General features: G+C 42.8%; 13 protein-coding genes. 1 reads left to right on the forward strand and 12 read right to left on the reverse strand.

The features are described 5' to 3' along the window. Positions 1-499: 499 nt before the first annotated feature. The gene (locus tag ACSLBF_RS19490; RefSeq protein WP_440056294.1) at positions 500-2,422 is read right to left on the reverse strand and encodes a glycosyltransferase; all 1,923 of its coding nucleotides are present in this window, start codon (positions 2,420-2,422) and stop codon (positions 500-502) included. Positions 2,423-3,004: 582 nt separating this feature from the next. On the opposite strand from ACSLBF_RS19490, the gene ACSLBF_RS19495 reads away from it, so the two are divergent. Continuing rightward, positions 3,005-3,352 carry a hypothetical protein gene (locus tag ACSLBF_RS19495; protein ID WP_440056295.1) on the forward strand — a complete coding sequence of 116 codons (348 nt, stop codon included), beginning with the start codon at positions 3,005-3,007 and terminating at the stop codon, positions 3,350-3,352. A 418-nt stretch (positions 3,353-3,770) separates the two neighbouring features. On the opposite strand, the gene ACSLBF_RS19500 is transcribed toward ACSLBF_RS19495, so the two are convergent. The 11 genes from ACSLBF_RS19500 to ACSLBF_RS19550 form a co-directional block, all read right to left on the reverse strand. After that, complete coding sequence (locus ACSLBF_RS19500; protein ID WP_440056296.1) at positions 3,771-4,139, reverse strand: hypothetical protein; 369 nt, start codon at positions 4,137-4,139, stop codon at positions 3,771-3,773. Between the two features lie 761 nt (positions 4,140-4,900). Continuing rightward, on the reverse strand, positions 4,901-5,497 hold the full coding sequence (locus tag ACSLBF_RS19505; protein WP_440056297.1) for a hypothetical protein: 597 nt from the start codon (positions 5,495-5,497) through the stop codon (positions 4,901-4,903). A 147-nt stretch (positions 5,498-5,644) separates the two neighbouring features. Continuing rightward, positions 5,645-6,013, reverse strand: a complete 369-nt coding sequence (locus tag ACSLBF_RS19510; RefSeq protein WP_440056298.1) for an eCIS core domain-containing protein — start codon at positions 6,011-6,013, stop codon at positions 5,645-5,647. A gap of 79 nt (positions 6,014-6,092) precedes the next feature. Further along, positions 6,093-6,578 carry a hypothetical protein gene (locus ACSLBF_RS19515; RefSeq protein ID WP_440056299.1) on the reverse strand — a complete coding sequence of 162 codons (486 nt, stop codon included), beginning with the start codon at positions 6,576-6,578 and terminating at the stop codon, positions 6,093-6,095. 19 nt (positions 6,579-6,597) lie between these two features. Beyond that, a complete protein-coding gene (locus ACSLBF_RS19520) occupies positions 6,598-7,092 on the reverse strand; it encodes a hypothetical protein (RefSeq protein WP_440056300.1) in 495 nt (164 codons plus the stop codon). Positions 7,093-7,160: 68 nt separating this feature from the next. Continuing rightward, the gene (locus tag ACSLBF_RS19525; protein WP_440056301.1) at positions 7,161-9,146 is read right to left on the reverse strand and encodes a hypothetical protein; all 1,986 of its coding nucleotides are present in this window, start codon (positions 9,144-9,146) and stop codon (positions 7,161-7,163) included. 95 nt (positions 9,147-9,241) lie between these two features. After that, on the reverse strand, positions 9,242-9,880 hold the full coding sequence (locus ACSLBF_RS19530; RefSeq protein WP_440056302.1) for a Pvc16 family protein: 639 nt from the start codon (positions 9,878-9,880) through the stop codon (positions 9,242-9,244). A gap of 4 nt (positions 9,881-9,884) precedes the next feature. Then, entirely contained in the window at positions 9,885-11,834 is a 1,950-nt protein-coding gene (locus ACSLBF_RS19535; protein WP_440056303.1) for an ATP-binding protein, read from the reverse strand. A 3-nt stretch (positions 11,835-11,837) separates the two neighbouring features. After that, the gene (locus tag ACSLBF_RS19540; protein WP_440056304.1) at positions 11,838-12,269 is read right to left on the reverse strand and encodes a glycoside hydrolase family protein; all 432 of its coding nucleotides are present in this window, start codon (positions 12,267-12,269) and stop codon (positions 11,838-11,840) included. Beyond that, on the reverse strand, positions 12,266-12,784 hold the full coding sequence (locus tag ACSLBF_RS19545; protein WP_440056305.1) for a UpxY family transcription antiterminator: 519 nt from the start codon (positions 12,782-12,784) through the stop codon (positions 12,266-12,268). Before ACSLBF_RS19545 ends, ACSLBF_RS19540 begins: the two co-directional genes overlap by 4 nt. A gap of 204 nt (positions 12,785-12,988) precedes the next feature. Next, entirely contained in the window at positions 12,989-13,570 is a 582-nt protein-coding gene (locus tag ACSLBF_RS19550; protein WP_440056306.1) for an RNA polymerase sigma factor, read from the reverse strand. Positions 13,571-13,753: the final 183 nt, after the last annotated feature.

Consider the following 13,753-nt stretch of genomic DNA (forward strand, 5'->3'; position numbering starts at 1 on the left):
AAATTTACTTCATTTATATTTAAGTTTCCAATAAAGGAACCGCCAACAAAAATAGTACCTTTTTAGGTCGCATTAATATGGCTGGACCTGCTCATCGTCCATGCCCTAGCTGTCCCACGGATATTTAATACTTGACTTAAGTATTAAAAGCTCGCTTTAAAGGTCTCTTGGAGTCAAGATTTCCTAACGGTGATGGTACTTTTGCAAATGCCAAAGTTGCGTTAAACCATTTCCCTAAAAATAACGCTGGTTGGCTCGTAGAAAAACATCCAAGAAAGCTTGCAAATGCCAACGATAACGGCTGAGCTGATATGGTTGACTTTACAGCTAGCGATACGCTCGTTCGTATAACCAACAGGTAAAGTCAGTACGGCGGTAGGTAATTAGGTAATAAAGCCGTGTTCGTCTTAATCATTATTAACACGTTGGTCACTTTATCACCTTGTAAATTCTACGCTTAGCTAGTCATTGAACCAGAAATAACGAAAAGGTACTACACCTACATTTGTAACGCCTTTAATCGCGCCGTTAACTCATCATCACTATCATTTCCTCCTTGAGCGGCTCCATCATCTACGCCATCATTTGATTCAGTTTGAAGAAACTGAAGTTCCATTTCCTTAAATTCAAGCATCATTTCTTTGTTTTGGATTTTTAGTGCAAGCGATTCAATTTCTGCCGTCTCAGTCCTAATTTTTTCAGGCAACTGATCAACTATTTCTTGTGTCAGGCCCAAAGCTGGCCAGAACGACTCATTTGCGGAAAACCTAAGCTTTTCTTCTAGATCTGCTTTTTCTCTAGTGTGGACAGCAAGCTCTCTACGTAACTTATCAAGATCACTGTTTAAAAACCCAATCTCTTCTCGCATTACCACCTCTTGCGGACGGTCTTCATAAGCATCTGACCAAGAATTAAGAGGTCTAGGATTAGTCAGTCCCAAATCCGTCTGAAATTGTGGCCTGCCTGCTCTATCAATCTCGCTCCACACACCATATCGCTCATGTAACTCAACATGCATTTTACCTTCGCGTTTTCTGCCATCATCTTTGGACGGCTCTTGGTAGTTTGTAGGATAATCAGCAAGCTGATCAACATTTGGGAAATGTTGATATGTTGCTACCATCATATCCTCCAGCATTTGTGTGCCTGCATCCGCTATGATTGCCCAGTTTTCAGCAGCGTAAAAATCCGCCTCATTCACTTTGATCATAGGTCGCTCTTTAAACAAGGCTTTATCTGGATTTACTTTAATTTTTACGTCGAGATATACCCCTCCTTCGTAATACAAAATGATCATCCGCATCAGATCGCTCATGGTGATAAACGATTTTTTCTCGTACAGTACATCCAATATAGGTAACCAGTTTTCTACCCATTTAGGCATATTGCCATTTTTCTTCCACAACGCCATTTCATGTTTAAAACTACGCTTAACCAATGGTGCCAATTTTGCCGAATCAACATTAACTGGCTGGGGAGTATACTCATTAGCTTCAACACCAGTATTGTAATACCAAATCATATCGACCCAGTCTTCAGTGTCTGCACCTCTGCGACTTTGTAGTCCTTCCATTGCCTCATCACTGTCACTGACGTCCCCTTGCACCCAGATACTATGCATTGTTTTAGGTGCAGTTTTCCAACCCGGCCATCCCTCACTAAGCATTTCTTCTCGAACAAATAAATCGCCTTCAACGGGTGCATGGTTGAGCTCAACGACCCGAACCCATAAATGTTCCTGTTCACCACTGCCATCTTGTTTCCAATTCGTCTCTTGATTTATCCCTCGATGTGAATACCAAGCTTCGTCCATATCAACTAACAGCTTATCGCCGGTTTTGACTTCATCGCGCTCATTATCGAGCCAGTTTTCACCGGTGTAGATGTGGCCATCAGCGGTCATTTTTACAAGATGGGTTAGGCCGTTAATTCCTTTAGGTTCAATTCGAACCAGTTGAGCCACCTGCTGTGTAGAATTAACATTCCCTTGATCTTTAGATGAAAGCTGATTTATCGCTGCAATGCTCTGTGCTTTATATCCCTTTACATCCGTTTCATTTTCGAAACCTTGTTTGTCATTTATGCTTAGCTTGTTTCTTCGTTGCACAGTTGCGTTAACGTGACTTTGTTGAGCTACCTGCCAAGCTTCACGTTGTAAACTCTTCTCCAGCTCGCTGGCGTTGAATTGATGCGGTTTATCGGAGCTGTAATGGGCCTTTACATTACTAGATGAGTAGATAGCCTGAGCTGCAGTGCTTGCCCCTTGGCTGCCTGATAGGTCAGTGTGGTTTTCTGATTTCTGAATGGGCGTGTTTTGTTTTACAAAGTGACTATCTGAAACGTTTAATAGCTTTCTTTGCGTAATACCATCATTAGGGACTCCATCACTCACTACTGGAGTCTTTTTTGCTTGTAGATACATATTTCAAACCTTATGTTTAGCGGGAACAGGCTTTGTCTGTCATTGAGAAGACTTAGGGATAGAGAGTTGAGGTGACCATAGCTTTTTGCTATGTATATACCTGAATGTCAGGTTTTAAACTTTTGTTATTGTTCTGATTATTAGCTAAGAGGCGGGATGTGAGTACCATTTAGTCATTTTGGACCAGTTGAATTCTAGAATACTTTCAATAATCACTCCTACTTGATCAAGTGACATAAAAGCTAAAGTGATTCAGTTATCGCTGTGTTTATTAATTAACAGCTTAACATTATTCACTGAGAGATATTCATAATGCCACTCTAACTTGAAGCTTTGCATGTTTTGTTACGCTTCAAAGCTCAGGTGTGAGCGCGGGGATTGGCAAAAAAATATCAAACCGGTTTGCCTAGCACACCAAACGACATAAATTTGGTGTTTTGCTATGAAAAACAAAACACCAGATTAACCCCAGGCACACACAAAAGAAACATTCCTTAAACTTACCTACGTTAGTTTTATATTGAATGTCACCGCATTCAACGTAAAAAATCTGACAATACAAATCTAAATTAAAGGAATATCATGAAAAATTTCACTAAATCTATAGGCCTACTTGCCCTCACCTCTGCATCTTTACTGTCATTCCATGCGGATGCTGGCAGATATTGTATTTCTCGAATTGACAGCATAACAAATACACCATCAGGTATTGTAGTTAGAGCACACAGTCCATACTCGGGCGCTATCTATGATCCAATGGAGCTGTCATATCAAGACCAGAATTTAGGTAGTATATTGGAAAAATTAGCGGAAGCCCTGAATTCAAGAAAAAGAGTAAGAGTATATATTCTTGAAGAGTTCAATGGTGATGACGGCAGAAACTGTACTGACGGTGTCCCAGACTATATTGGTTCAGTGCACCCAGCTTAATTTGCATGAGATATTTCAATAGCGCTCAAAACCAATGCGTTCCGCGCTATTGAAACATGCTGCGCAACAATGCAATTCAAGTTTCTGTGAGCTTTGAAATGTCACTCGAACTCGAAACTATGACTGTATTGTCCGTGTTTTAAACACATCAAACAATGAACGATGAGATTGATAAAACATCGCTGGGGTCAGGTCTTGCCTTTTGCTAAGGCCTGATCCTGAGGTTCGTGTGAAAAAGCAATAAACCTATAGTGTTAGGCATTAATTCCCTGATGTCGTCTAACTATTTTCCTGATGAGTTCTGCGGATGGATTAATTGGTGTTTTCTTCGTTGGGAAAGAAGCTAAAAAGGCAAAAAGCAAGACCTGACCCCAAAGGTTTTTCACATCTCATGACACAAAATCATCTTTTCACCATTTTACTTATACTTCGTATCTGAACTTCCCCGTCCAAAAGTAAAGCCAACATAATCACTCTTATTTGCTTTCCACCAATTATTAGCTTCCGCATGACTTTTAAATGAGCCGATGTACTCTTTTTCCCCTGGCTTAACGACCCAATAGTGCATATCCACCTTTTGAATTACACTCCCCAACGAATGCAATTGTAAAGTTTGATTGTCATGTATATAGCTGTTGAAAATTTTGCCAACTTTTCTTTGTGAAATTGCGCTTAACCGATTATCTACAAACCCAAAACCTTGTTTATCACTGCTTTTATTTTGTGCAACAGAATTAGCTACCGCACGACTTTTGTGCTCTTTTGATTTATCTACTTGTGTATACATATCTCACTCCTGTTTAATTTTATTGATTACTATCGGCTTGTTTTCATTGATAGAAAATGTTTTGTTGCAGCCCAAATCGGCAATTTGCATTCGACACAAATTGCCTGTTTGGAGGGTTTACTGTTGTGGAAGAAAGTCTGGATTTCACTCATTGATTGTCGCTGGCGGGATGCTAAAACAGGTTCAAGAACACCGCTAAGAGGACAATGGGATCACAACTACTGCGCTTGGGCTGCCAGTTCATCTGGATTTACCCGTAGCCCTCCATAAATTACAAAATCATGGCGAAGTCATTGGTACACCTGGATACTCTGTTTATGGGGAAGTGACAGTCTTGCATTGTTCTTCCATGAGCACAGTTGATTGGGATACTAAATGCGGTTGATGTGATGGAAAAGTACTAAAAGACAAGACCTGCTCCCGATGTGTTGTTTTATTCTTTTTCCTCTACGTGGCACGCTGGGGTCAGGTCTTGCCTTTTGCTAAAGCCTGATCCTGAGGTTCGTGTGAAAAAGCAATAAACCTACGGCGTTAGGGATTAATTACCTGATGTCGTCTAACGAGTTTTCTTATGATTTGCGCGGACGGATTTATTTATGGTCTATTCGTTGGGAAAGAAGCTAAAAAGGCGAAAAGCAAGACCTGACCTCAAAGGTTCCTATTTAAAGCTCGGGCAACCAAGCACTGATGCAGTATTTTCTTTCGAGTAAAACGGAAGAGTGGTTAGGGTCGGTCTTCGTCAATAACAATAAAGTTAAGTATCACGGCGTAGTGACCGTGTATTTCGCTTCCCCTTTGCGTTCAAAATAGAATGCAGCATCGTCTGTAGCTGCCGAATTTCCTAGTAATGTATTGAACTCCCCCTCAAAACTCCGCCAATCTCCCCCTCGATTGGAGCCTGGATGCTGCCAGAACAAGTTGTGGGCGTAACCCTTTCCTCCATTTTCTTGTGCTAACTTATGACCACGATCCCATGAAACTTCCACTTCGTTAGTAAACCATTTGGACGTGTTTGTTGTGCCATTGACATCATATTTAGCTCTGTACTGACCGGGCACTTTATCAATAGCGGGAGCTTGATATGCATCAGAGCCACTTTGCTGAAAATCAGCAACCTTTCCTGTAAAGCTATCGTCATTTGTACCTCCTGAATGAGAAATCACTCTTTGTACACATGCTTTGTCAAAAGTGCGCGGGCTATTAAAAGATGCAGAACGACCCATATCTCTTGTCGCTGAATAGCTTGTTGCTGCGCGCGATTTCCGACTTATGGTCCTTTCAGAGTTATTACTTGTTTCAACAATAGGTAGTTTCATCTTACTTTTATTTACTATTAATTTTTCTTCTGACCTATACATAGCCATACTCCTCAATTTAATTTCCTGGATTCTTTGCCCCCTCAACCTCCTTGTGAAAGAAGATGGATACACAATGTGAGATTGGGAAGCTCGCTAACAATAAGCGTAAAAAAGGTCTAGTCTTGTCGATAATTTCCCTTACTCGAATCACATACTCTCAGCCCTAGCCCCAATCACATCGGCTTCGTGCTCCAACTTGGGGTCGTCGTTAATGGCTTTACCTGCAAATTGCGCGGTAGCTTGTACGCGACCTTGCATTTGTTGGCCGATATGGGCTAATTCATGGCCGAGATGGCGGTCTTGCCCTGGGGCGATGTGTACTTCGCTGCCTTGGGCATAGGCGTGCGCATTGAGTTGTGCAGGTTTTGATGAGTTGGTGTGTACATTTACGTGGCTTAAATCAACGCCCATCATGCTGCCTACATTGTCTTTTAAACGCGCTTCTCGGCTCATTGCTTGACGCTGTACGGGGACTATTTCCTGTTCTTGTTGTTCATGGCTCAGTGACTGATACATTGTTAGTTCCTTGAAAGGTAATAAGATTCGAATTCGCTTTTACTGGTTAGTTGTAAGCGCAAAAGTAAAGGCAGGTGCGTTAACGCATTTTAATAATGTAACGAATGGGTTGAATGGCGTTGTCCACCAGCGGGGCTAAATTTGGTGTGCCGTTTAAACCGTTGCAGGCTAAAAAGCCGTCGGGGATTTGTGCACCGCAGTAAAGTAAAACGCTACCAACAGGTAAGCTGGTTGATTGGGTATTGGCATAAGGCGTATTTTGGCTTGCCGATGCGCTATAAACTTGGCTCGTGGGCGTTGTAGTGCTTGATGAAGGGGCACCGAGTAACTGCCCCTCAACAATTAAATCCCCTTGAATACACACACTTTGTTGAAAAACCGTGTTCGCTTGATGGTGTTCCGGCAGTGAAAAGGTCAGTATTTGCCCCGCTGCCGACGATTGCTTGGTAATGCCATCATCGCTTTGAATTAACGCTGCATCTAACAACTCGGCAAACTGCGCCTGAGTGGGTTTTGCCCCGGTGATAAAGTAGCGCTTCAGTCGTTCACGTAGTGTGGTAAACATAGTTGATTACTTTATATGTTTAGGCAATTACACGCTCTTGCCAAGCGTCATTAGACAAGCTAAAAATACTGTGCCTTTGTACCAAATCATTTTCAACAAGCTTTAACACCACCACAGCAACATCCCCTAAATAGCGTTTTAAGGCAGGATCTAAGTCGTAGGTTTTGGGATTAACGCCATCGTCTAAAATGGTAATTGGATAGATGCCTCTATCAGGGCCGTTTTTCACTAGTAAATAGTCACCGGGATAAAACTCAGTTGCACCATAGTTTGTTGGTTCAATTGGGGCCAAAGGCAACTCATCACTCACAGCAACAACCCGACCAGCATAGCCCAGTACATCGGCGATATCTTCTAGACGGTGTAAGTCGGTTGATTGCATGTCAAGGTATTGATTCATATCTGCACGCACTTGATAGATTGCACTATTTAGCAGGTTTAAGCTTTTCGCTTTGTTGCTGTCACGAGCACTAAGCTCTTCTAGTTTTTGGATCACGTTTACGAAGTTATTCATGAGGTTTTCCTTTTATAGGGGGGAGAATTAGACAGGTTAAGTTGGCGATGCGGTTGTTTATAAAAACTTTAAATCAAGAACTTGCCCGTTGAGTCGTAAGAATAAAAATCACCGTTGATTTTGTATACATCATAGTAAGCATGTGCACTATCTAGCACTAGCGTTAGACTAGCGCCACCGTCAAACTGGACGATGACTTGCGTGTCTGCTCCCCAAGTAGCTTGGAAGTCTTGTAATCTAAAGTGAGTTACTTGCTCACTAACTGACGCTGTTATCGTTTGACTAGCGTGCATATCTAAAAATACGACAGCATTTGTATTGATACTAAAATCTGAGGATTGAGCGTGAGGCTCGATGTAAGGAAGTTGAGCTTGAATTTGCTGCTGAGCCGCCGCCAGGCTTTGTTGCAAAATTGCACTATCAACAACCTTATTTGATGCGCCATTGGTAACATCATCATTACTCGCAAAATCTACATGCAAAAGATTCTTGTCTTGTCGTAATCCTGCACCTGCTATCGATAATGTCTCCGTGGCTTGCCATTCAAATAGGTCACTATTTTCTTGGCGATATGTCTTTAATAAAAACACCTTATTTTGATATGCCGTGCCGTGGCTAATCACAACTGCATCACCTTGCTGCATATCGGTAGGTAGATATAAATCGGTGGGTTGCACACTGACCCCTTCTGTAAGCTGATTTACTTGCCAAATGTGATTTTCGCTCTGGTTTTGCTGCGCATTCAAAAGCACCAGATCGCCATCCCTAAGGGCATATCCATCGATTTCACCGGGCACATTATCAATATCAATATGTTGAGTGGTTTCAATACAAGCAACTGTGAACGCTTTGAGCTTTGGACAACTTAGCGCATCGATTTTTTGATTTAACCACGCACCATGCTGTGCGGTGGTTAGTTTACTCTGCTCACCGGCCAAAATTTCTTCAAGTGTAGCGATTGGCAAGTTACCTATGCCGATATTGGATAGTTCACTACCATCACCAATAAACTTACCGCGGATCTCATCCGCGGTGAGTGTGGCTGTGTCTGTGCCTTCAATCGCAGTTAAGTCAATTTGCTTGGGTAAGTGTGCATTGGCAAGGTCAGTAACCGCTGAGCCATCACCTATAAGCTTGCCGTGGATCTCATCTGCGGTGAGTGTGGCTGTGTCTGTGCCTTCAACCGCTGTTAAGTCAATTTGCTTGGGTAAGTGTGCATTGGCAAGGTCAGTAACTGCTGAGCCATCACCTATAAGCTTGCCGTGGATCTCATCCGCGGTGAGTGTGGCTGTGTCTGTGCCTTCAACCGCTGTTAAGTCAATTTGCTTGGGTAAATGCGCGTTGGCAAGGTCAGTAACTGCTGAGCCATCACCTATAAACTTGCCGTGGATCTCATCTGCGGTGAGTGTGGCTGTGTCTGTGCCTTCAACCGCTGTTAAGTCAATTTGCTTGGGTAAATGCGCGTTGGCAAGGTTAGTAACCGCTGAACCATCACCTATAAACTTGCCGTGGATCTCATCTGCGGTGAGTGTGGCTGTGTCTGCGCCTTCAACCGCTGTTAAGTCAATTTGCTTGGGTAAATGCGCGTTGGCAAGGTCAGTAACCGCTGAACCATCACCTATAAACTTGCCGTGGATCTCATCCGCGGTGAGTGTGGCTGTGTCTGTGCCTTCAATCGCTGTTAAGTCAATTTGCTTGGGTAAGTGTGCATTGGCAAGGTCAGTAACCGCTGAGCCATCACCTATAAGCTTGCCGTGGATCTCATCTGCGGTGAGTGTGGCTGTATCTGTGCCTTCAACCGCTGTTAAGTCAATTTGCTTGGGTAAGTGTGCATTGGCAAGGTCAGTAACCGCTGAGCCATCACCAATGAGCGCTTTGGCTGTTAATGATGAGCTTTGACCACGTACAGTAAGGTCAATTTGCTCTGGTAAACGAGTATTATCGATCGCACTGTAATTTACCGCATCGATAAGTTCAGCAAATTCTTCTTGAGTAGGAATATCACCACGCTGAAAATAGCTTTTCAGCCGCGCGTTGAGTTGTTGAGTAGTCATAATTATCCTTTGTAATCTTTAAATATAGAGATCAGCCCCAGAGCAGGCGCTCAACACAAGCCGAATAAACAATGAATGTTGGGAAAGAAAAGAGGCTAGCTGGGTTTGTTATCAAGTTTGTTGTTCATTTCCTTGATGATAGGCAGCTGAACAGGTTCAAACACAGGCATAGGAAGTGATAGCGAATAGATAACCGTTGGCTTGGGTGTGCTGCCCAGCGCTTGCCACACTTGTCCGGTAATTTTTTCGCTGTGTTCGTTGCCAAATAACTGACTACGCACCCCGTATGGCGAAATATCAATTTGCTGCGCCTGCATGATGTCTTCTGGGATAAAATCAAATTTGCCTAAACCAGCTATTAAATGACTCAAAAACAAATGCTCTATTTCAGCGCCTTGCTCTTCGTCTTTACTCCACACTGTCATCATGTAACTCAGCGAGATAAACCTTGGTTCAATAAACCGTGTACGATGGGTTTGGGTGAAGTTAATTTGTGTTCGTGGAGGCTCACTTTGACGGCGCTGAATATCTTCGCTAATGCCAATTAAGTAACAATTAATAACCGGAATATCGCTAACCATTTTGTCAAAAAATGCCTTGTCGGGCGCTTGAAAACTCAGCTTGGTTTGTGACCCTCCCAGGCCTAGTAAGGCGTTGTTGCTGTAGGGTAAAACCGTTTGTTCAAGTAAGGCTTTGAGTGCTTGCTGCACTTTATAAATAAGCGTTGGATCCATAACGTTATCCTTGTAACCAGTTGGTTAGTGAGTGCTGAGCCATATAACCACCATGCTGTTTTGCCATTTCACGATGGATCGCATTGGCGACTTCATTACGGCTAATAAGGGGTTTATTGGCCATCAAGCTTTGCAACAGCGCCACTTCACAAATATTGATGATTTGTGCGGCGCTCAGTTCAAACAATGCGGCCAACTTGCCTATGCCTTGTTGCAAATGGTTATCAGCATTACCTTCTAAATGGCGTGTCCAAACTAAAACTCGTTCATGCTCAGTGGGCAGCGTAAACTCAATCACGCCATGAAAGCGCCGCAAAAAAGCTTCATCTAGGTTGTTTTTGAAGTTAGTGCTTAGTAACAGTAAACCCGAATAATGCTCCATACGTTGCAGCAAATAACTCACGCCCATATTGGCATTTTTATCGTGGCTGGACTCTACTTCACTGCGCTTAGCAAAAATGGCATCGGCTTCATCAAACATCAATACCGCGTTATTACGCTCAGCAGAATCAAACAACTTAGCTAAGTGCTTTTCCGTTTCGCCAATCCATTTACTGGCAATATTGGCAAGATTGACAATGTACAAAGGCAGCTGCAGCTCTCCTGCGATGGCCTCTGCTGCCATCGACTTCCCTGTGCCGGGTTTGCCCCAAAACAACGCTTTACAACCTTGCGTAAAGCGAGGTAACCGCGATTGTAGCTCGGTTTGTAAATTGACCCGCGCCACCAGCTCTCGAAGCTGAGCTGCGACTTTATCTTGCAGCATCATATCTTTTAGGGTGTATCTAGCCTGACATAGCTTAGCTAATTCATCGCAGTGCTGGCTCTGCGCCTGAAAACATAGAACCTGCAAGGTTTGCCAGTACTCACTTTGCTGTTCTGTTTGAGCACGTTCTGCAATAAGCTTCATACGAGATAATGCGACCGGATATTTGGCGGCTAAGCGATTTGCCTGACTTTTGTCCTGCTCAGACGCTGATGTATGTGAACAAAGCGCTAGCCATGCTTGAGCACGCTGGAGCAAAGTTGGAGAAGCAAATCGCATTTCATAAACAGCTGGAAAAGACCTTTCGAGTTGCTCTGTACTGGTTTCGGTAAATACCTGTATTTGCGTATTGGCAGTTAAGATTGACTTGAGCTTAGTCTGCAAGAATGACGACAAGTTACCAACATCAGGCCAATATAAATACACAGGTTTGCCATTTGCTCGCACTCTTAAACAGGCAAGATCGCTAAGCAGATAGTGCCAATCTATTCCCGTGTTTTCATCGCCAATAAACACAGCAACGCTTGCGTTGTTACGAAGTGCTGATTGTTCAATATACCAAGACGCGGCTCCATCGCTAACATGCAGCGAAACCAGACTGTGGGTTGTCAGTGATGATACTGAGGCAGTCAGCACGTCAAACACAGGATCAAGCTCTGGATATGAGCAAGAGAAGTAATTGAGTTGCTCATGAGAATACCGCCCAAACTGTAAATATTGTTCTAAAAAAGGGCTAAGATAAACGCTGCGCTGCATTGCTGGCCCGTCATTTTGTAGGCGCAATAACCCCCATTTAAATACCGCAGCGTCTTGATTGATGTATTGCAGGGCATTTTGCTTACTAAGTTTAGGGTCAACAAGAGTAAGCAGTTTGTCTAAGCTCAACATCGGCCCTTGCTCAAACCAACTAAGACCAAGAAATGGCGCAATGATATCTGGGTCTTGCTGTTGCAAGTAAACCAGTGCCAATACCCGCAACTCTTGAGGTGAAAGCAAAAACAATAGCTCGACAGAGGTAAATCTAGCCGTGGCAGTCAGAGCATCTAATGCGCAGTGGAACTCATTAAAAACCTGCTCGAGTTCATCATCCTGAGATTTTAACGCCTGACCCAAAAGGTAAAACAAATGCGCAGCTCGACGTTCCGTTGTATACGCGTGTTCATATTGCTCATAAACTTCACTAGCCATGTGCTAGCCCTCAATCATTTTAATAGCCAGCTCTTGTGCTCGTCGGCCAACTTGTGTGGCCCACCTTGAGTCCAGCATTTCCTCAGCAGCTCGCTGATAGTCGCTACTTTCCAGTGCCGAGAGCATATTTTTGAATTTCGTTAGGCCTGTCACTCCAAGATTAAACGCCATGTCTAATAAGATGAGTTTTCTTGGTTCATCTAATTTACTAAACACAGGGATGTTTGCCGTCACTAGCTTGTAGGTCTCATGAATATCATTGTTGAGCAAATATTCCGCCTCTTCTAACGAAATCCCCTTATCAATCAAGTTGCGACCAATGCCAATAGTCATTTTGCCTTGTGTACACTGATAAGGAATCAGTGATAAGCCCTCATAGCGCAAGAGTTGCTCTTTGAGTGTTTGTAGACCTCGTGCAGTCAATGTCATCATCATTGCCCTTCTTTTATCGGTTTCACAAGCTCAATCGGAAGGGTCAGTATCATACTCTGTTCAAGTCCTTCGACTTCGACGGCAATTAACTGGCGATTCCGACGTTCAATCAACTTGCCCTGATACCCTTGTAAACTACCACCAACGATTTCAATGGGAGTCCCCTTAATAAAGCGATTAGCAAGTACTTCTTCTACCCTATCACTGGCAACAAAGTTTCTAATCTTGGTTATTTCCCGCGTTGAGAGGACCGCTGGTGCATTATTAAATTTGATAAACGAGACAAATCCAGCAAAGCGTTTTATTTGCTGAAACTCATTGCCATCGATAAAAACAAAAACATAAGATTTAAATAGTGGTGCACTGATCACTTTAACCCGATCGCTCCACTGCCTTTTTTGTTCCACGATAGGTAAAAATGCTTCGCAATCACTCTCTAATTTGTTTACTTGATCGGCAAACTTCTTTTCACAATTTGCTCGGGTGTAGACGACAAACCATTGCCTTTCATTCTTCATTACAATACTCCGTGCAAGCTCCGCCACATCAGCCCCAAGAAGGTCAATGTGAAGGAGTCAACTTGATAGAACATCACTTTTGCTCTGTGTTTTGAGATAACGAAACAGTGTTCGAATTGTGAAAAATCTTTTTTATGCGCTAGTCACAAGTTACTGAGTCAAAAAACTACCGCGTTGCTGCGCACTTTTTAAAATCTAAGTAGATTAATCCTGAGCTCGATATGAGGCCTGTAACGCACTGAGCTTTTTTCGGGCTAATTGCACACGCTTACGTGCATTTTCTTGGCTGATCTGCAATTGACTGGCGATTTCTGGATAGCCCATCTCATAGATAAACTTATATTGAATTGCTTGCTTTAAATCCGCTGGCAACTGATCAATTGCAGTGGTGAGTTTTTGATATAAACACTCTACCTCATAATCATTTTCTAACGAATGAGAGCGCTTTTCGGTGAAATAAAACTGTGAAGGATTACCACTGACTAAATAAACTAAGTCATTTTCTTTGCTGTTGAGACGATGAATATCCATACACACATTGTGTGCAATACGGCATAACCAAGCGAACATGTTTTCTATGCTCTCAGCGTCTTGGCTATAGGCATGAAAAGCTTTTTCGCATGTTTGCGCCATCGCATCGTCGATTCTATCACTATCGTTATGCAACCATTTGTAGCAACACGATAAAATACGTTCTTGGTACTGCGCCCAATGATTCCAAAAAGTAAGGTGGGTATTAGCGCCACTTTGCTGGCCTAAATAAGAATTCCTTGATCTTAACATCATCTCTCCGCTCTAAATTGAATTTACGAAGCGATGACGCAGAACCAGAAACTATGTGAACAATTTAATTACAAATTAAAACCCAAAATTAACCAACACTAATAATTTATACCTACAAGAAACGACTAACAAGGTGAATAGTTGATCAAACATGACTAATACTTACCCCACCAGCAGTGACCAATT

The sequence above is a fragment of the Pseudoalteromonas sp. T1lg65 genome, from assembly GCF_051930985.1.
GTDB lineage: Bacteria > Pseudomonadota > Gammaproteobacteria > Enterobacterales > Alteromonadaceae > Pseudoalteromonas.